This window comes from Pseudomonas sp. WHRI 8519 (assembly GCF_040224055.2).
Lineage (GTDB): Bacteria > Pseudomonadota > Gammaproteobacteria > Pseudomonadales > Pseudomonadaceae > Aquipseudomonas > Aquipseudomonas putida_X.
Genome location: NZ_CP167996.1, coordinates 2369571 through 2388445, shown reverse-complemented (window position 1 = coordinate 2388445; position 18875 = coordinate 2369571). Strand labels below are relative to the sequence as shown.

Annotated in this window: 18 protein-coding genes and 2 pseudogenes; 14 read left to right on the top strand and 6 right to left on the bottom strand. The window is 61.4% G+C overall.

The window, feature by feature from the left end; all coding sequences use genetic code 11:
• The first annotated feature begins 166 nt into the window (after nucleotides 1-166).
• Genes ABRP30_RS10960 through ABRP30_RS10950 form a run of 3 tightly spaced genes read left to right on the top strand, consistent with a single transcriptional unit; the run spans nucleotide 167 to nucleotide 2806 of the window.
• The gene (locus ABRP30_RS10960; RefSeq protein ID WP_349974273.1) at nucleotides 167-1351 is read left to right on the top strand and encodes an acetyl-CoA C-acyltransferase family protein; all 1185 of its coding nucleotides are present in this window, start codon (nucleotides 167-169) and stop codon (nucleotides 1349-1351) included.
• Between the two features lie 12 nt (nucleotides 1352-1363).
• Entirely contained in the window at nucleotides 1364-2212 is an 849-nt protein-coding gene (locus ABRP30_RS10955; RefSeq protein ID WP_349974274.1) for a 3-hydroxybutyryl-CoA dehydrogenase, read from the top strand.
• 12 nt (nucleotides 2213-2224) lie between these two features.
• A complete protein-coding gene (locus ABRP30_RS10950) occupies nucleotides 2225-2806 on the top strand; it encodes a helix-turn-helix domain-containing protein (RefSeq protein ID WP_349974275.1) in 582 nt (193 codons plus the stop codon).
• Between the two features lie 154 nt (nucleotides 2807-2960).
• Here ABRP30_RS10950 and ABRP30_RS10945 read toward each other — a convergent pair whose 3' ends face one another.
• The gene (locus ABRP30_RS10945; protein WP_349974276.1) at nucleotides 2961-3602 is read right to left on the bottom strand and encodes a DUF1109 domain-containing protein; all 642 of its coding nucleotides are present in this window, start codon (nucleotides 3600-3602) and stop codon (nucleotides 2961-2963) included.
• The gene (locus ABRP30_RS10940) at nucleotides 3592-4176 is read right to left on the bottom strand and encodes a sigma-70 family RNA polymerase sigma factor (RefSeq protein ID WP_267823177.1); all 585 of its coding nucleotides are present in this window, start codon (nucleotides 4174-4176) and stop codon (nucleotides 3592-3594) included. The genes ABRP30_RS10945 and ABRP30_RS10940 overlap by 11 nt, the downstream gene beginning before the upstream one ends.
• Before the next feature lie 197 nt (nucleotides 4177-4373).
• On the opposite strand from ABRP30_RS10940, the gene ABRP30_RS10935 reads away from it, so the two are divergent.
• From ABRP30_RS10935 to ABRP30_RS10910, 6 genes are all read left to right on the top strand, one after another.
• A complete protein-coding gene (locus tag ABRP30_RS10935) occupies nucleotides 4374-4652 on the top strand; it encodes a DUF2282 domain-containing protein (RefSeq protein WP_267823175.1) in 279 nt (92 codons plus the stop codon).
• Nucleotides 4653-4668: 16 nt separating this feature from the next.
• A complete protein-coding gene (locus ABRP30_RS10930; protein WP_349974277.1) occupies nucleotides 4669-5502 on the top strand; it encodes a DUF692 domain-containing protein in 834 nt (277 codons plus the stop codon).
• The gene (locus ABRP30_RS10925) at nucleotides 5499-6254 is read left to right on the top strand and encodes a DNA-binding domain-containing protein (RefSeq protein ID WP_349974278.1); all 756 of its coding nucleotides are present in this window, start codon (nucleotides 5499-5501) and stop codon (nucleotides 6252-6254) included. The genes ABRP30_RS10930 and ABRP30_RS10925 overlap by 4 nt, the downstream gene beginning before the upstream one ends.
• Before the next feature lie 10 nt (nucleotides 6255-6264).
• Complete coding sequence (locus ABRP30_RS10920) at nucleotides 6265-6732, top strand: DoxX family protein (protein ID WP_349974279.1); 468 nt, start codon at nucleotides 6265-6267, stop codon at nucleotides 6730-6732.
• 136 nt (nucleotides 6733-6868) lie between these two features.
• Nucleotides 6869-8209, top strand: a complete 1341-nt coding sequence (locus ABRP30_RS10915; protein WP_267823168.1) for an MATE family efflux transporter — start codon at nucleotides 6869-6871, stop codon at nucleotides 8207-8209.
• Between the two features lie 393 nt (nucleotides 8210-8602).
• The gene (locus ABRP30_RS10910) at nucleotides 8603-8995 is read left to right on the top strand and encodes a profilin (RefSeq protein WP_267823166.1); all 393 of its coding nucleotides are present in this window, start codon (nucleotides 8603-8605) and stop codon (nucleotides 8993-8995) included.
• Nucleotides 8996-9335: 340 nt separating this feature from the next.
• Here ABRP30_RS10910 and ABRP30_RS10905 read toward each other — a convergent pair.
• A pseudogene (locus ABRP30_RS10905) lies at nucleotides 9336-9799 on the bottom strand (IS5/IS1182 family transposase); the annotation flags it as partial.
• A 360-nt stretch (nucleotides 9800-10159) separates the two neighbouring features.
• Between ABRP30_RS10905 and ABRP30_RS10900 the strand changes: the two are divergent.
• Complete coding sequence (locus ABRP30_RS10900) at nucleotides 10160-10549, top strand: profilin (protein ID WP_267823164.1); 390 nt, start codon at nucleotides 10160-10162, stop codon at nucleotides 10547-10549.
• Nucleotides 10550-10887: 338 nt separating this feature from the next.
• Here the strand turns inward: ABRP30_RS10900 and ABRP30_RS10895 are convergent.
• Nucleotides 10888-11193, bottom strand: a pseudogene (locus ABRP30_RS10895) (IS5/IS1182 family transposase); the annotation flags it as partial.
• Between the two features lie 245 nt (nucleotides 11194-11438).
• Here ABRP30_RS10895 and ABRP30_RS10890 point away from each other — a divergent pair.
• Nucleotides 11439-12083 carry a TetR/AcrR family transcriptional regulator gene (locus ABRP30_RS10890; RefSeq protein WP_349974281.1) on the top strand — a complete coding sequence of 215 codons (645 nt, stop codon included), beginning with the start codon at nucleotides 11439-11441 and terminating at the stop codon, nucleotides 12081-12083.
• 8 nt (nucleotides 12084-12091) lie between these two features.
• Here ABRP30_RS10890 and ABRP30_RS10885 read toward each other — a convergent pair whose 3' ends face one another.
• Both ABRP30_RS10885 and ABRP30_RS10880 read right to left on the bottom strand, forming a co-directional pair.
• On the bottom strand, nucleotides 12092-14746 hold the full coding sequence (locus ABRP30_RS10885; protein WP_349974602.1) for a glycoside hydrolase family 3 C-terminal domain-containing protein: 2655 nt from the start codon (nucleotides 14744-14746) through the stop codon (nucleotides 12092-12094).
• Nucleotides 14747-14822: 76 nt separating this feature from the next.
• Entirely contained in the window at nucleotides 14823-15065 is a 243-nt protein-coding gene (locus tag ABRP30_RS10880) for a hypothetical protein (RefSeq protein ID WP_267823160.1), read from the bottom strand.
• A 483-nt stretch (nucleotides 15066-15548) separates the two neighbouring features.
• Between ABRP30_RS10880 and gspE the strand changes: the two genes are divergently transcribed.
• The 3 genes from gspE to gspG are packed head-to-tail and all read left to right on the top strand — an operon-like array spanning nucleotide 15549 to nucleotide 18874.
• A complete protein-coding gene (gene gspE, locus ABRP30_RS10875) occupies nucleotides 15549-17240 on the top strand; it encodes a type II secretion system ATPase GspE (RefSeq protein ID WP_267823158.1) in 1692 nt (563 codons plus the stop codon).
• A gap of 1 nt (nucleotide 17241) precedes the next feature.
• On the top strand, nucleotides 17242-18441 hold the full coding sequence (locus ABRP30_RS10870) for a type II secretion system F family protein (protein WP_349974282.1): 1200 nt from the start codon (nucleotides 17242-17244) through the stop codon (nucleotides 18439-18441).
• 10 nt (nucleotides 18442-18451) lie between these two features.
• Nucleotides 18452-18874, top strand: a complete 423-nt coding sequence (gene gspG / locus ABRP30_RS10865; RefSeq protein WP_349974283.1) for a type II secretion system major pseudopilin GspG — start codon at nucleotides 18452-18454, stop codon at nucleotides 18872-18874.
• Nucleotide 18875 lies beyond the last annotated feature (1 nt).

Here is an 18875-nt window from a genome sequence, read left to right as displayed (position 1 = left end):
CGTTATTCGCTGTCTATGCTGAGTGGCAAAAAGTGCCAGGTTGACTGAACAGATCCGGCATAGGCTGGCACAGGGCCTTTGCCTAGACTCGGACTCAACGAGGGAGCGCCAACCATTCTCGCAGAGCCTGGCCCGCTCCCGCCATGCCTTCGCAATCGGAGCCTCTATGAGCAGCGCAGAAATCTACGTCGTCAGTGCCGTCCGTTCCGCCATCGGTGGTTTTGGTGGCTCGCTCAAGGACCTGCCCCTGGCAGACCTCGCCACCGCCATCAGCCGCGCCGCCCTCGAGCGCTCGGGCGTAGCCCCTGAGCAGGTCGGCCATGTGGTGATGGGTAATGTCATCCCTACCGAACCACGCGATGCCTACCTGTCGCGGGTCGCCGCCATGAACGCGGGTATCCCCAAGGAAACCCCGGCGTTCAACGTCAACCGCCTGTGCGGTTCGGGCCTTCAGGCCATCGTTTCCGCCACCCAGTGCCTGCTGCTTGGTGATGCCGATGTGGCCATGGCCTGCGGTGCCGAGTCCATGAGCCGTGGCCCTTACCTGCTGCCGCAGGCCCGTTGGGGTGCGCGCATGGGCGACCTGCAAGGCATCGACTACACCGTCGGCGTGCTGCAGGACCCGTTCGAACACTTCCACATGGGCATCACCGCGGAAAATGTCGCCGCCAAGCATGGCATCACCCGCCAGATGCAGGATGAACTGGCCCTGACCAGCCAACGCCGCGCTGCCCGCGCCATTGCAGAAGGCCGCTTCGCCAGCCAGATCGTGCCGCTAGAGCTGAAAACCCGCAAAGGCAGCGTCGAATTTGCCATTGACGAACACGTGCGCGGCGATGTGACCGCCGAACAGCTGGCCGGCATGAAAACCGTGTTCAAGAAAGACGGTACCGTGACTGCCGGCAACGCCAGCGGCATCAACGACGGGGCTGCCGGCCTGGTGCTGGCCACCGGTGACGCCGTGCGCCGCCTGGGGCTCAAGCCGCTGGCGCGCCTGGTGGCCTATGCCCATGCCGGCGTCGAACCGGAGCTGATGGGCCTGGGCCCGATCCCGGCAACACGCAAGGCGCTGGAAAAGGCCGGCCTGAAGATCAGCGACCTGGACGTGATCGAGTCCAATGAAGCCTTCGCAGCCCAAGCCTGCGCCGTGGCCCAGGCGCTGGATTTCGACCCAGAGAAGGTCAACCCGAACGGGTCCGGCATTTCCCTCGGCCACCCCGTGGGTGCCACCGGGGCGATCATCGCCACCAAGGCCATCCATGAACTGCAACGCATCCAGGGCCGTTACGCGCTGGCCACCATGTGCATTGGCGGCGGCCAGGGCATCGCCGTCGTCTTCGAGCGCGTCTGAGGGACTTGCAACATGAGCATTGAACAGATCGCCGTGATCGGCGCCGGCACCATGGGCAACGGCATCGCGCAAGTCTGCGCGGTGGCCGGCTATCAGGTGCTGCTGGTGGATGTCGCTGAGGCCGCGCTGGCGCGCGGCGTAGCCACCCTGAGCAAAAACCTGGAGCGCCAGGTCAACAAGGGCACCCTCGATGCAGCGCGCGCCAGCGCAGCGCAAGCGCGCATCCACACAAGCACCGACTATGCCCGCTTGAGCACTGCGCAACTGGTGATCGAGGCGGCGACCGAAAACCTGCAGCTCAAGCAACGCATCCTCCAGCAAGTGGCTGCCAATGTGGCGCCCGATTGCCTGATCGCCACCAACACCTCGTCACTGTCGGTGACCGAACTGGCGGCCAGCATCGAGTACCCCGAACGGTTCATCGGCGTGCACTTCTTCAACCCGGTGCCGATGATGGCCCTGGTCGAGATCAGCCGTGGGCTGCAAACCAGCGATGGCACCTATGCCCAGGCGCTACTGGTCACCGAAAAGCTCGGCAAGACGCCGATCACTGCCGGTAACCGCCCGGGCTTCGTGGTCAACCGCATTCTGGTGCCGATGATCAACGAAGCGATCTTCGTGCGCCAGGAGGGCCTGGCCAGTGCCGAGGACATCGACACTGGCATGCGCCTGGGTTGCAACCAGCCTATCGGGCCCCTGGCACTGGCCGACCTGATTGGCCTGGACACCTTGCTGGCGATCATGGAAGCGTTCCATGAGGGCTTCAATGACAGCAAGTACCGCCCGGCACCGCTGCTCAAGGAAATGGTCGCGGCCGGCTGGCTGGGGCGCAAGAGCGGCCGCGGCTTCTTCACCTACTGAGGAGCGGACAGCATGCCCCCGGTCAACGCCGCGATGCGCTGTGCCAATTTTGAAGAGCGGCGTGACCGTGCCATGGCGCTGTTCGCCGAGAAAGGCTTCGGCCAGGTGAGCATGCGCGAACTGGCGGCACACATTGGCTTGACCGCAGGTTCGCTGTATCACCACTTCCCGAGCAAGCAGGACTTGCTGTACGACCTGATCGAAGAGTTGTACGAGGAGCTGCAGGCGACCCTGGAGCCTGGCCGCCGCGCCATGGCGAGCGGGCGGTCAGCGTTGGCCTGCCTGATTGCAGCGCACTGGCAACTGCATGCTGAACGCCCCCTGCAGTTTCGCCTGGCTGCCCGGGACTTCTGCTGCCTGAGCGAAGCGCAGCAAACACGCCTGGCGTTGTTGCGCAAGCGGTATGAGACCGGGTTGCTGCGGTTGATCGCACCACAGGCGAAACTCCCCGACGCGGCATTGGCGGCGACGGCGCAGGTGGTGGCGACCTTGCTCAACCAGCTGCCTGGGATGCTGAAGACGTTGCCTGAGGAACAGGGGTTGGGCTTGATGGAAAGCCTGCTGGTTGGGGGGATAGAGCGAGCATTGCGCTAGGCTTTGTACGAAAAGGGCCTGCGCGACGATCATGCTGCGTTGAAAGCAGGCTCGGAATGCTCATTTACACCCCGTAAACTCCGCTTCCTCGCCGGCTTTCGCCTTGCCGATCGCCTCTCGGCGACTTTTCGTACAAACCCAAGGCGCTACCTCTTCACCACCTCAGCACACGCGGACCAAGCACTGCTCCGATCAGGGTGGGCACCGACATCCCCAGCACGTACCAGGTCGCCCAGAACGGCACCTGCATTTCCGGGCAGTGCAGGCAGTAGACCACCGTTGCGGTCGAACCGGCGAGCAGGCCCGCTGCGGCGCCAGCCTGGCGCAACCGCGTCGGCGCCAGGCCACGCAATGCCCAGAACAGGGTGATGAACACCGGCACGCACAGCAGGGTGATATTCAGCGCACAGGTGCGCCAGGTACGCCCAAAAATCAAATCGGCACGGGCTTCGACCGGAGCCCCGAACAGGCTGATCGCCGCGCCCAGCCAGACCACCAGCAACGGCAGCCCGAGCAGCTGCCACGCTATCCCGCCGCGCACACCGGGCCTGGCCAGACGCTGGGTCAGCCACAGCCCGAGCAGCGCCAGGCTGGTGGGCAAGGCCAGCTTGGCCCAGTACAGCGGCGTACGCACCACTTCGCCAAGGTCGCTACGCACGCCATAGAGGGCGACCGTCATCAGCACCGCAGCCAGTGTGCCTGCAAGCAACGCCAGCGCCAGGCGCCGTGCCAGCGCGTGACGGTCCACCGGCCCTTCACCGGCGGCCAGCAGGGTAATCAGTTCTTCAGTCTTCATGCTCTTCACTGCCTCGAATCAGCCTGGCAAGCGCCTTGAGCCCCCGGTGTATCCCCACTTTGACCGCCGAACTGGACAGCCCGGTAATGCGCGCAGTCTCCTCCACCGACAACCCCTCTAACTTGACGTGGACGATCGGTAAACGCTGGCGCTCCGGCAACCGCCCCAGCAACTTGCCAAGGTCGCGACTGGCCTCGGCCGGCGCCTCCTCGCTGACGGCGAACAGGCCACTGTCGTCCTCCAGCAGGTCATGCAACGCGTCGTGGCGCGCATAACGGCGCAGGTAATCTGCCAGCTTGTAGCGGGCAATCGCCTGCACCCACGCCGTCAGCGGCTGTTGCGGCTGGTAGGTGTGACGTGCGTTATGCACGGCCAGCAACACTTCCTGCAGCACGTCTTCGATTTCGGCCGGGCGCTGGTACAGACGCCGCCGCAGAAACCCGCGCACATGCAGCGCCAATGCCGCAAGAAACTCGCGGTAAGCCTGCGCATCACCCGCCAGCCCGCGCAGCAGCAAAACCTGCAACTGCCTCTCGCGTGCGCCGAGCGTGTCTTGAGTGTTAGTTCGTTGCATGGGGCGCCAAGGTTACACCGTCTGAAGTTTTTTCTTTCATCGAACCTTAGCCGCTGCTGCGCTTTTCAGCGCCCCGCTCAGGTCAGATGCAGCACCCTGAAAATATTTTCGCGTGCCTGTAACCCAAGCAGCGGCCAGCGCGAACTAGTCCATGAGCCTGGTACATCACCACGGCCCCATCCTCTGGAGACACCCCCATGAATAGCCTCGCCCTCACCACTGCCGCCCTGGCCCTCGCTTCCATGGCCAGCGTCGCCACCGCTGCCGATACCACCAGCAATGGTGCGGCCATGGAGAAATGCTACGGCGTTGCCATGGCCGGCAAGAATGACTGTAAAGCCGGTGCCGGCACCAGTTGCGCAGGCAGCTCCAAAAAAGACTACGACGGCATGGCCTGGAAAAACGTGCCGGCAGGCACCTGCACCTCGATCAAGACGCCTAACGGCATGGGTTCACTGACCCCGATCAAGTCTTGAGCAGAGGCCGCCGACCATGAACTCGACTGCCTCTCTGGGCGCCGGGCTGGGGCTCAAGGCTGAACACTTTGCCCAAGCCCTGGCCTGCAACACCGATGGCCTGTGGTACGAGGTGCATCCAGAGAACTACATGGTCGGCGGGCCGCGCCTGGCGTGGCTGCAGCGCATGGCCGAACGCCATGCGCTGTCGCTGCACGGGGTGGCGCTGTCACTGGCAGCGGACGCCGAACCCGACCTGCCCCACCTGCGCCGGTTGCGCACGCTGATCGACCAGGTGAAACCGGTGCTGGTCTCGGAGCACCTGGCCTGGTCCACCTGGCGTGGTCAATATCACCCCGACCTGCTGCCGTTCCCCCGCAGCCACGAAGCCCTGGTACGCATCAGCGACAACATTCTGCGCACCCAGGATGCCTTGGGCCGTGGCATCGCCATCGAAAACCCCAGCCACTACCTGCACCTGCAGGGGCACGCGCTGGACGAAATCGACTTTCTCGGCGAACTGGTGCGCCGCACCGGTTGCACGCTGTTGCTGGACATCAACAATGTTCATGTCAGCGCCCACAATCTGGGCTTCGACGCCCAGGACTACCTCGACCGCTTCCCGGCCCATGCCATCAGCGAAGTGCACCTGGCCGGCCACAGTCACGACGACCAAGGCGCACTGCTCATCGACTCGCATGATGCAGCCATCGCCGAACCGGTCTGGGCGTTGTACCGCCGGCTGATCGCGCGCATCGGCGCGCGCCCGACATTGATCGAGCGCGACGGCAACCTGCCGGCCTTCGACGAACTGCTTGCCGAACGGGCCATTGCCCAGGCGGCACTTGACCACGCAGGGGCCTTGCCATGAACCTGCCCCTTGGCCAGTTCCAGGACGCCTTCATCGACGCCCTCTGCCAGCGCCCTGCCCCGCTGCTGCAGAGCCTGACCTGCCAGCCGGCGTTCGCGGTCTACCGCAATACCGTGATGGCCGGTTGCGTGGACGCATTGCGAGCCAACTTTCCCAGTGTCGAAACCTTGGTCGGTACCGACTGGATGCAGCAAGCGGCGGCGGCCTACGCCCAGCACACGCCACCCGACGACCCGCGGCTGATTCACTACGGCGCCACGTTCGCAGCCTTTTTGCAAGACAGGCAAGCCAGCCACGGGCTGCCGTACCTGGCTGACGTCGCGCGCCTGGACTGGCATTGGTGTGAAGTGTTCTGCGCCATCGAGCAACCTTGCCTGGCCCTGGCCGACCTGGCAGGCATGACGGCCAGTGACCTGGGCCGTAGCCACCTGCGGCCGCGCCAGAGCGTGCGCTGGCAATGGTTCGACGCGCACCCGGCACTGAGCCTGTGGCGCTGCAGCCGCGAAGGCCTGCCATGGCCCCAGTCACAACCCTGGGTGGCAGAAGGCGCACTGTTTAGCGCCGAACAGGATGGCGTGAACCATCAGCCTCTCGAAGCCGGTGGCTGTGCCTTCCTCGATGCCTGCGCGGCCGGTCACTCACTGGAAGGCGCCTCGCAGCTCGCCTTGCAACGCCAGCCTGACCTTGATTTCACCAGCCTGCTCGGTCGCCTGATGCAGGCCCGGGTCTTTCTCCCGCTTTCATTCGAATGAAGGAACGGCCATGGATACCCTACGCCCACCTGCTCCCCCCCTTGGCCTGCGCCAACGCTGGAACACCCTTGCCGACGGCCTGCAACGGCTGCTCAGCGACAGTGCTGTGTGCCTGATAGCGCGGCTGGGTATCGCCGCGATCTTCTTCCTGTCAGGCCGTACCAAGGTCGAAGGCTTGCTCAGCATCACCCCCAGTACGTACGACTTGTTCCACACCGAGTATGCCCTGCCGCTGCTTTCGCCCTGGCTCGCAGCCCACCTGGCGACCTACGCCGAACACGTGTTCCCACTGCTGTTGGTGCTGGGCCTGTTCACCCGGCTTTCGGCCCTTGCCCTGCTAGGCATGACGGCAGTCATCCAGGTATTCGTCTACCCGGATGCCTGGCCTACCCACCTGTCCTGGGCCGGCCTGCTGCTGTTGCTGGTAGCCCGGGGCGCCGGCGCTTTGTCACTGGACCGCTTGCTAAGGCTGCATTGAACCAGCCGGCCAGCTACCGTTGGGCGGCGGCAGGGTGTTGTGAGAAGCACACTCGCGTGGATTGCCCGTTAAACTCTTCGCAACCCACGTTGTCTTGGTACCGCACTATCGCACCGACCCTAGCGGTACATTCCCGATGAAGCCCCCCGCCACATTCACCCAAGGTTCATTGACCCACCACGTCCGGGTAATGGCGTTTACCAGCGGGCTGAGCCTGCTGGCGATTTTCCTGACCGACATCCTCACGCTCACATATGTCGCCATGCTGCATGACGAAGTGCTCATTGCCGCGGTCGGCATCGCCAAAATCCTGGCCTTCTTCAATTCAAGCCTGGTGGCAGGCATTGTCGTCGCTGCAGGCACCATGATCTCCCGCAGGGTCGGCCAGGGTTCGAGCGCGTCGGTGCCGGCACTGACCCGCCACATGCTGATCCTCGCCGCCATGGTCTCGGCCAGTGTGTCTGCGCTGCAATGGTACTTTCTGGACTTCTTCGCCAGCCTGGTGGGGGCCGGTGCGCCCGCCTCACCGCTGGCCCGCCAATTCATCGCCATGACGTTGGTGGCGTCGGTGCTGATGGCGCTCACGCAGGCCGCAGCCCAGGTGCTCCGTGCGCACGGTTTGAGCGGGCGCGCGCTCGCAGTGGTGTTGGCCGGTGCCGCTTGCCTGGCCATCGTCGACCCGATACTGATCTTTGGTCTGGACCTGAAACTGTCGGGCGCCGGCCTGTCTTGCCTGGTGGCAGCCATAACAGGCAGCCTGACGGGCCTGTACCAAGTCAGGGCCCATGTCGGCCTTGGCACACGTATACGCCTGCGCCTGCTGCGGCTGTACGGCGCACGCATCATGCGCATCGCCTTGCCTTACACCCTCGCGAACCTGGCGATGCCCGTTGCCCTGACCTACACCATGGCGCAACTGGCGCTGTTCGGGGTCTCGGTCATGGCCGGCATGGCGGTGATGGACAGGGTGCTGCAGATCACCTACTGCCTGTACTTCGCCTTGCCAGGCGCGCTGGTGCCGATCCTGGCACAGAACCTCGGCGCGCACCGCCACGCCCGTTCACAGGCAGCCTTGCACAGCGCCGCCAGGCTGGTGGTGGTCTACGGCCTGGTCGCCTGGGCAGTGCTGGCAAGCGCAGCGCCGTGGCTTGGCCACGCCTTCGCACTGTCCGGCCCAGGGCAAGTGCTGATCGAGGACCTGTGCCGGTACGGGCCGGGGCTGTGGGTCATCATAGGCCTGGACTTCATCGCCATTTCGGTGTTCATCTGCCGTGGCCAGGCGGGTTGGGTGGCCTTCTACGCCTGGCTTCGCGCCACCTTGGGCACCCTGCCCTTCGTCACCGCAGGTGCAGCCCTGCAGGGTGCCAGCGGCGTCATGCTGGGGCTGTGGGTCGGCAATGCACTGGTCGCATTGGCCAGCGTCGCCACCGCCATTCTGATCAACCGCCGTGGCGCATACTGGGCGCACGAGCCGTAGGCACGAATACGACCGAGCGCTGCACGTGGCAGGTTCATACTCATATGCGAAAAATGGGTGGGTACACCTATTATTTTTACCAGTTGTGATTTTTATTGAATACCCCAAATATGGGTCGCGTATGGGCTGGGAGAGTGAGCCGAACGACGAAAGCTTAAAAAGAGGTCTTTACTGATGGTGCGTTCCGTTCGGATTCGTTTGCGATAGCGTTCGTGACACTAGGAGTGTATCGAGGTAGCGCCAGCCAATACTCGGCCGCAGCGTGTTATTCATACGTGCAGCTTGCTGTTCGTGATGAAGTGTACCCTATGTAAAATTAACCGTATGAGTTGGCCAAATTTTCCATTCCGACTCATGCCCGTTTATTTAACCTCTGCTTGATAAGGTGCAATTATGAGTTGGCAAGCTTATGTTGACAACAACCTGGTAGGAACTGGTTTTGTGTCTCAAGGAGCAATCCTAGGTTTGGATGGAAGTACGTGGGCATCCTCGCCCGGACTATGTATCGCCCCCGACCAAATAAAGCCAGTAGCAGACGGACTCGCAGGGATTTTGGATTTGGGGGAGCTTTTGAAAAAAGGTCTTACTGTGAATTTCAAGAAATATCTTGTGGTATCGCCACCCGATTCAAAAATAATAACGGGACGAGGGTACGGCGACGGAATTGTTATTACAAAAACTAAACATTCGATTATTGTAGGTTTCCATTATGACTCGATGGCGCCAGGTAAGTGTGCATCTGCTGTCGAGAAACTAGCTGACGAGTTGATTGAGCTTGGTTATTGATTATGTTTCTTAAGTGAGGGGGTTGCTTTCGGTGAGTGATCGCAACCTTTTTTTCTGTTAATAGTATTGCCGAATGATGACACCCTGTACTACCAATCAAATCATCGCACATCTTGCACTTTGCTTGGCTTCACGCACAAAAATTGATGCGCTTTTTAATTTTTTACTGCTACACGTGCCGGCGCGTCATAACTGCTTTAAGCTCTGTCAGTACCACATCCCCATCAATCACACTCAACTGCTTTTCAGGCGCTCCTGCTGTTTGTGCTGATCCGGGCGGTCTCGACAAAGGAAGTCGGGAAAATTACTGTCCAACCATTCTTCGTCGGACGTAGAGGCCTTAGGCACTATACGAAATCAATGTCGTAAACACCGCCGCCAGCAAGCCAGCGCGACCATCGCAGCGAAGCTGTTGCCGGCGTGCAATGGCGTGTACCCAGGCGGTGCTCCTTAAACTAACCAAACAGCCGTTCGATAGAGTTCCGCTGCCGATAATTGGGCTCGGCGAAAAGGCGTAGAATCCCAGCTTCGGTTTGCGCTTCACGTCACGCAGCACCATGCCCCGCTGCCTCCGATAGCGGTCGCAGTGGTGTCGCAAGGATTCTGCGCCATAACCTTTGCCGGCCAGGCGTCAGCGGCAGCGCTTGCGTGGCCTACCTCGATCCGGAGTGATGTGGACACGGTCAAGGCAGATGTCGCTGGCATTACCACCAAGAGGGTGAAGTGGAGTTGGATGCCACAGGCGTCACTGACCATGTGAATTTCGTCGTCAAACCGAGTACGACCGAGCGTTGCACGTGGCGGGCTCAAACACCTATTCAGAAAAATCGGTGGTACACCTATTATTTTTACCAGTTGTGGTTTTTATTGAATACCCCAAATATGGGTCGCGTATGGGCTGGGAGAGTGAGCCGAACGATGAAAACTTACAAAGAGGTCTTTACTGATGGTGCGTTCCGTTCGGATTCGTTTTCGATAACGTTCGTGAAACTAGGAGTGCATCGAGGCAGCGCCAGCCAATACTCGGCCGCAGCGCGTTATTCATACGTGCAGCTTGCTGTTCGTAATGAAGCGAACCCTATGTAAAATTGACCGTATGAGTTGGCCACATCTTCCATTCCGACTCATGCCCGTTTATTAAACCACTGCTCGAAAGGTAAAATTATGAGTTTGCAACCTTATATTGACGACTACCTGGTGGGAACTGGCTTTGTGTCTCAAGGAGCAATCCTAGATTTGAATGGAAAGGCGTGGGTATCCTCGCCCGGACTAAGTATCGCCCCCGACCAAATAAAGCCAGCAGCCGACGTACTCGCAGGGATTTTGGATTCGGGGGAGCTTTTGAAAACAGGCATTACCGTGGATGGCAAGAAATATGTTGTGTTATCGATATCCGATAAAAAAATACTGGGACGACGGGGCGGTCACGGAATTGTTATTGCAAAAACTAAACAGTCGATTGTTGTTGGTTTTCATAATGACTCGATGTCCCTAGTTGAGTGTGCGTCTGCTGTCGAGAAATTAGCTGACGAGTTGATTGAGCTGGGTTATTGATTGTTTGCTTAAAGTGAGGTGGGTGCTTTCGGTAAATGATCGCACCTTTATCTATTAATGGTATTGCCGAATGATAGCACCCTGTGCCACCAATCAAATCATCGCACATCTTGCGTTTTGCTTGGCTTCACGCACTAAAATTGATGCGGTTTTTTAATTTTTTACTGCTACACGTGCCGGCGCGAAATAACTGCTTTAACCTCTGTCAGTACCACATCCCCATCAATCACACTCAACTGCTCTTCAGGCGCTCCTGCTGCTTGTGCTGATCCGGGCGGTCTCGACAAAGGAAGGCGGGAAAATTACTGTCCAACCATTCTTCGTCGAACGTAGAGGCTTTAGGCACTATACGAAATCAATGTCGTAAATACCGCCGCCAGCAAGCCAGCGCGACCATCGCAGCGAAGCGCTTGCCAGCGTGCAATGGCGTGTACCCTGGCGGTGCTCCTTACACCAACCAAACAGCCGTTCGATCGCGTTCCGCTGCCGATAATTGGGCTTGGCAAAAGACGCGGTAATCCCGGCTTCGGTTTGCGCTTCATGTCACGCAGTGCAATCACCGGCTGCATCCGCTAGCGATAGGGGTATTGCCGCAAGGATTCTGCGTCACAGCCTCTGTCGGCCAGGAACCAGCGGCAACGCTTGGGGTTCTTGTACATCGATGGGCGGTGAAGAGGTCTGCGGCTGTTTCCCATTCTGTGCCGGAAAATTCGTACCACTTGGACATGGCAGAATCCTTCGCCAAAAAAAGCGAAAACTCTAGGGAAAATCAGGCTTCCACAGGCTCTGAGTTCCAAAGGTTTTCAACAGAGCCTAGAACTTTTGCCATAATCGCCCTCGCCGCTTCAGCGGAACCGGCACACCACCCACCACAGCTTGAAGTTGGTTTATGTCAGGTCAGGATCACGAAACCGAGCCATCCAGCACACCGGTCACCAAACGCCGCCGTGCCCCCAAAGGTGAGATGCGCCGCACCGCGCTGCTGGATGCGGCCACTGCGGTGTTCGCCAAAGACGGTTATGCGGCGGCCTCCATGCGCGACGTGGCCGAGATCGCCGGCATCACCACGGTGGGGCTGCTGCACCACTTCCCCAACAAGGTGTCGTTGCTGCAGGCCTTGCTCGATCGGCGCGATCGGCGGGTAACGGAGAAGTTTGCCGAGCTGGAGATGGCGCCGACGCTGGAGAACTTTCTGGCGTTCCTGCGCATGAGCATGAGTTTCAGCGTGCAGAACCTGCTTGAATGCCAGGCTTCGATGATGATCAACGTCGAGAGCCTGGCCGAGCACCACCCGGCCTGGCCCTGGTACAAGGAAAAATTCGCGCTGATCCACGCCCACGCCCAGGCGCACATGGCGGCGTTGGTCGAGCATGGTGAGGTGCGCAAGGACATTGATGCGACGCTGTTGGCGACCGAGATCTTCGCCGTGATGGATGGCCTGCAGATCCAGTGGCTGCGCGCCCCGGACCAGGTCGACGTCGAAGCGGTCTTCGACGCCTACCTGCTACGCCTTGCCTCTCTCATCAAGGCCTAGCGCGACGGTCAGTAAGCCTGGCTGTCGCTGACCTGCACCGCCGCTTGCAGCGGTGCAGGTAGAGGGTTGCTGTCACGGGTGGTCAGGTGTTGCGGCATCAGCGTGACCAGGGTGCGCTGCAGCGTGAGGTGTTCCGAGTCGGGGCCGACCCACACCTTGAACTTGCCGGCATCGACGTCCCAACTGTCGGTACTCTGCACGAAGTACGCCAGCGAGCGCGAGTCGATCGGCAGGCTCACGGTCTTGCTCTGGCCCGGCTCCAGGTACACCTTGGTAAAGCCCTTGAGCTCCTTCTTCGGGCGGTCGACTTTGGGGGCGATCGGCTGAATGTACAGCTGCGCGACCTCAAAGCCCGCCTTGTCACCGGTGTTGGTCAAGGTGAACGTGACGTTCACGGTGTTGCCCGGGGTCATGACATTGGTCGAGAGCTTCAAGTCCGAATAGCCGAACGTGGTGTACGACAAGCCGAAGCCGAACGGATACAGCGGTTTGGCGTGCTTCTTGTCATAGCCGCGGTAACCCAGGTAAAGCCCCTCGCTGTATTCGATCTCGGTCAGCGGGTTGTCGCCACGGTAGGCTGCCGGGTCCGGGTAGGACGCGTAGCTTGGGTTGTCTTCGATCTTCTTGTCGATGGTCACCGGCAGCTTGCCCGACGGGTTCACCTTGCCATAGAGGATTTCAGCCAGTGCCTGGCCGCCCTGTTGCCCCGGGAACCAGGCGTGCAGCGCCGCGCCCACCTTCCTGGCCCACGGCTGCATGTCGGCCACGCCGCCGCCATGGGTGACCACGATGGTGTTCGGGTTGGCTTTGGTGACGAAGTTGATCAGCTCGGCCTGCTGGTCCGGCAGCGCGTAATCGTGGTCGGAGCCTTCGCCCTCGTTTTCGTAGTGGGTGCCCGCAGCGATCACCACGGCATCATAGCTGGCGATATCCTTCGGCGGTCGCAGGGACGCCCAGCTCATCTGAACGCCTGCCAGGCCGCCCAGCACCGGTGTGAAGTTGCCCTGCACCCGGCGGTACTCAAGCTTGACGGTGTAGGACTTGCCCGCCACCAGGGCAGCGCTCTTGCCCGAGGTGGTCAGCGCGTTGACCACGTCAGAGGAGTACGGCACGCCGTCGCTCTGCACCACCAGCTTGCCATCGACCCAAAGCTTGTAAGGGCCGTCGGCACGCACCTTGAACACATGCGCACCGGAGACGGTGGGCTTGATCGTGGCACTGAAGCGCGCGGAGAACGCACCCGCAGTCGGGCTGAAGCCTGACACGGCCGTGGTGCCGGTGTTGGTTTCATTGGTGCTGGTGGTCCAGTTCAGGTTCACCCCCGGCTCGATGCGGGTCAGTACAGGGTCGCCGCTGAGGGTGGTGTTGCTGAAGTACTCGGCCTTCACCCCGGCATTGCTGACACCACTGCCGGACGAAGTCGGCTGGTACCAGACGGCCGCCTTGGGGTTGAGGCTCAACGCCGACAGGTAAGTGACGTTGGCGCTGTTCGAAGCCAGCTGCTGCAGCCCGCTGAGTTCGGTGACGTAGCTGTTGGGTGGCGCGTTGGCGGTGCCGAATGGCGAGGCAGGCGCCTGCGCGGCCCAGTCGCCGATCACTGCGATCCTGGCGGTGCGCGCCAGAGGCAACAGCGGCTTGCCAGCAGCGGTATCGGCATTGCGCAGCAGCACGATGCCTTCACGTGCGGCGTTGAGCGCGGCACGCTGGCCGTACTCGGTGTGCTCCAGGGTTTTCGCCGTATTGAGGTTTTCCTGGAAGTCATAGCTGACCACGGCCCGCAGGTTGCGCTTGACCTTGTCATCGATGACGTTCTGAGTCAGCTGGCCGCTCCACAGGTAGGGCAGCAGGTTGGCCTCGGTGAACTGCAGGCCCGAGGGCATGTCCAGGTCGGTGCCGGCCCATGCGCCCTTGAACGGGTCGTGAATGGCATTGAAATCACTGATAACGGTGCCCTGGTAGCCCCACTCGCCTTTGAGCACCTCGGTGATCAGGTGATGGTTTTCGCAGGCATAGTCGCCGTTGACCTTGTTGAACCCGCACATGATCGACGCCACGTTGGCGTTCTTGACCATCGACTCGAAACCGGGCAAGTACAGCTCACGCAGCGTGCGCTCATCAGCCACGACATTGACCGCCTGGCGATTGGCTTCCTGCTCGTTGGCGAGGTAGTGCTTGCCACTGGCCTGGATGCCCTGGGCCTGGATGCCGTTGACGATGGCCGGTGCCAGCACCGCGCCCAGGAACGGGTCCTCGCCACTGACGTACTCGGCGGAACGCCCGTTGTACGGCGTGCGGTACAGGTTCACGCCGGGGGAGAGCATCTGCTGGCCGCCGGAAATACGCGTTTCATAGGCGATGGCCAGGCCGAACTCTTTGGCCCGATTGATGCTCCAGGTGGCGGCCAGGGCCGACTGCGACGGGTATTGCGCGCCAAAGGTGGCGTTATTGACGTGCACGCCCATGGACGAGTCGTAGGCCACCGTGCCCTGGATGCCCCACTTGAGCAGCGGCGGGATCATGTGGCCGTCATTGACCCGGGTGAAATTGATCTTCTCGGCCTGGTTCATGTTGTCCAGGATGGAGCTGACCCGGGCCTCCACCTCGTTGCCGGTGGCCGGCCCGGCCGCCATCGCGCCTGAGGCCTGCATGACGCCGAGCGCCATCAGGCTCAGGGCCTGTCTGAAATGTTTCACGGGTTGAATCCTCAAGAACGGAATGGGAGCAGGCAAACCTGCGGCCTCACGGCTGGCTGACCAACGCCGGCGCATCGGCGGTGTCTACCGGCGCGTCGACGAAGGCATTGGCGTCAGTGGCGCCTTTTGCAACATCGCTGACGCCGGACAGTTGTTCACGCTGGTTGTCCAGTTGCTCTCGTGCTTCATAGGCCGCTGAATCGGAAGTGGCGCTTTGGGTATCTGCAAAGGCACTTGGCGCCGTGGCCAGCAGCGCCGAACAGACGAACGGCAGCAATAGTCTATTCATCGAATAGTTCTCGAAAAAAGAATGCAGGAATTAGCGGACCGCAAAACAGGGCCCGGCCGGCGCGTAAGTCTGGGCAGTTCATTGAAAAGTTCAAGTGCTCGTGAAGTGCACGATCGGCAACGTATCAAAAACCAGAAAAAACCACGCCAAATAACAGGGCGGCACAAATCGCAAAATTACATTAAGCACATGACTACAGCATATATTCGACTTTTAAATCCAACTAAAGCCTTTAGTTTGGTTTTTTCATGCTTTTTTTAACCATTTATAGCAATTCCAAACCTCTCACTAAACCTAGTTGCAATTAGGTTTAGTGGAATGATATGCTTGCGAGCCCACTGAAAAAAGCCAGCTAATTCCCATTTAAAAACCCAAGAACATAGGCTGTTGCAGCGATTAAATTTCCAAAGTATTCTCCGGGCCACCTAAGGCCTGACAACTAGTAAAGTGCCGCTATATAGCCAGCACTTGCACTAAGCCATCATGATGAAATCAACTATCCCTTCTGCTGACGATATATGTGAGTGGCTGCTCGATGCTGGCGCATTGCAACCGGCTGATATGAATCGTGCTGCACGCCTGGGCGTGGCGCAGGCAATTGGCGAACATGAAAAGCTGCGCACTTTGCTGCGCCTGGGTGCTGTAAGAGAGCAACAGATGGCCGCGGCCTATGCCCAGTTGCTGGGCGTGCCCAGGCTTGAAGGGCAGCGTGTCGACACCCCGCCTGTGGCGACCGAACGCTTCGCCCGCCACTATGGCGTGGTCACCCTCAGCGAAAGCGCCAGCCACTTGCAGGTCGCCGCCGCCGTGCCGCTTTCGGACTATGCGCTGAAGGCACTCGGTTACCAGGCGGCAAAACAGGTAGAGCTGGTGGTGGGGACCCGCGATGAGATCACCGCGTTGATCGAACAGGCCTACGGCGAAGGCCGCTCGGCCATGGGCGCGCTGATCCAGACCCTGGACGACGACAGCATCGACGAAGGCGATATCGAACAGCTCAAGGACATGGCCTCCGAGGCGCCAGTGATCCGCCTGGTCAACCTGATGCTGCAACACGCCGTCGACCGCCGCGCTTCGGATATCCATGTAGAACCGTTCGAAACCCAGCTGAAAGTGCGCTACCGGGTCGACGGCGTGCTGGTCGAAGGCGAAGCCCCCCCGGCAGGCTACGCCGCAGCGGTCATCTCGCGGCTGAAGATCATGGCCCGGTTGGATATCGCCGAGCGCCGGCTGCCCCAGGATGGGCGGATCATGCTGCGCATTCAGGGCCGCGAACTGGACCTGCGGGTCTCCACCGTGCCGACCAGTTTCGGCGAGTCGGTGGTGATGCGCCTGCTGGACCGGCAGACCGTGCGTTTCGACTTCGCCAGCCTGGGTATCCATGGCCCCACCCTGCACAACATCGAGCAGCTGCTGGCGCGTCCCCACGGCATCTTCCTGGTCACCGGGCCCACCGGCTCGGGCAAGACCACTACCCTCTACACCGCGTTGTCGGGCCTGAACACCGCCGAGCGCAAGATCATCACCGTGGAAGACCCGGTCGAATACCAGCTCACCGGCATCAACCAGATCCAGGTCAAGCCTGCCATCGGCCTGGGGTTTGCCACGGCATTGCGCTCGATCGTGCGCCAGGACCCGGACGTGATCATGATCGGTGAAATGCGCGACCTCGAAACCTGCCGCATCGCCATCCAGTCATCGCTGACCGGGCACCTGGTGCTGTCGACGCTGCACACCAACAGCGCCGCCGCCAGCATCACCCGCTTGCTGGACATGGGCGTCGAAGGTTACCTGCTGGCCTCCACCTTGCAGGGCATCCTGGCCCAGCGCCTGGTGCGCCGTCTCGACCCAGCCACCCGTATCGCTTTCCAGGCACCCGCCGAGCTGGTCGAGCGCCACCAGTTGGCCCGCTTTACGCAGCAGCGGCCGATCATGCTGTACCGCCCCAACGAGCAGGCGCCTGGCGGCGGCTACCATGGGCGCAGCGCGATCACTGAACTGCTGGTCATGGACGAAGACCTGCGCGGCATGCTCATGCGCCAGACCGATGCGGCCACACTCGAGGCCCACGCCCGGCGCAACGGGCTGGTGACCCTGTACGAGGACGGCCTGCGCCAGGCCTTGGCCGGCGTCACTTCGCTTGAAGAAGTGCTGCGCGTCACAGGTGGTGATTGAGGTGCCGAGCTTTTCCTATACCACGCTCGACAGCGAAGGCCGCAAACAGCAAGGCGAACTGGACGCCAGTGACCGTGACCACGCCGCTCGCCAGTTGCAACGGCGCGGCCTGCTGATCCTCCAACTCAGGCAAGGCAGCCGTCTGCTGCGCTCGCGCAAGGCGCGTAGCGTGTTCCAGCCAGTGGAGCTGGTCACCATCACCCAGCAGCTCACGACCCTGCTCAGCGCCGGCCAACCGCTGGACCGGGCGCTGGGCACCGTGCTGAAAAACGTGCGCAGGCCCGCCGCCCAGGCCGTGCTGGAGCGGGTGCGCGAGCAGGTAAAGGCCGGCTTGCCGCTGTCCCAGGCGCTTGAAGAACACCCCGGCAGTTTCTCGCCGTTCTACACCAGCCTGGTGCGCGCCGGCGAGGCCGGTGGTGTGCTGGAAGTGACCCTGGCGCAGCTTGGCGGCTATCTGGAACAAAGCCACAAACTGCGTGGCGAAGTGATCAACGCGCTGATCTACCCGGCCTTCTTGGTGATCGGTGTGATCGGCTCACTGGCGCTGTTGCTGGCTTATGTGGTGCCGCAATTCGTACCGATCTTCCAGGACCTGGGCGTGCCCATCCCGCTGGTGACCCGCGGCGTGCTGGCCCTGGGCGAGTTCGTCAATGCCTGGGGGCTGGCCTGCCTGCTGATGCTGCTCGGCGCCAGCTGGCTTGGCCTGGCTGCACGGCGAGACCCGCGCCGGCGCGTGGCCCAGGACCTGCGCCTGTGGCGCAACCGCCTGTGCGGCCCGCTGCTGCAGCGCCTGGAAACCGCACGCCTGGCTCGCACGTTGGGCACGCTGTTGAGCAACAGCGTCACCCTGCTCGGTTCATTGGCGATCGGCCGTGAGGTCAGTGCCAACCATGCATTGCGCGAGCATGTGGGGCACGCCACCGAGCAGGTCAGGCAAGGCAGCAGCCTGAGCCTTGCGCTGTCGGCAGAGGCCCTGCTGCCAGAGCTCGCCCTGCAGATGATCGAAGTCGGCGAGCAGTCGGGCACCCTCGGCGCGATGCTGCTCAAAGTCGCCGATGTCTATGACCTTGAAGCCAAACGCACCATCGAACGCCTGCTCGCGGCGCTGGTGCCCACCCTGACCATCGTCATGGCAGTGATGGTGGCGGCGATCATGCTCGCCATCATGCTGCCGCTGATGAGCCTTACCAGCAATATCTAGGAAACCACCCATGCCCTCCAAGCAACGCTTCAACGCCCGCCAAGCGGGTTTCACCCTGCTCGAAATGCTCGCCGTGATCGTGCTGCTGGGCATTGTCGCCACCATCGTGGTGCGCCAGGTCGGCGGCAACGTGGACAAGGGCAAGTACGGTGCCGGCAAGGCGCAGTTGGCCAGCCTGAGCATGAAAGTCGAAAGCTATGCCCTGGACGTCGGCGCCCCGCCGGCCAACCTTGAACAGCTGCTTGAGAAACCGGCCAACGCCAGCCGCTGGGCCGGGCCCTATGCCAAGCCCTCGGACCTGGTCGACCCCTTTGGTCATGGCTTCGCGTACCACTTCCCGGGTAGCCACGCCAGCTTCGACCTGATCTTCCTCGGCCAGGATGGCGCGGTCGGCGGCGAAGGCTACAAGGCCGACGTGGGCAACTGGGAGTAAC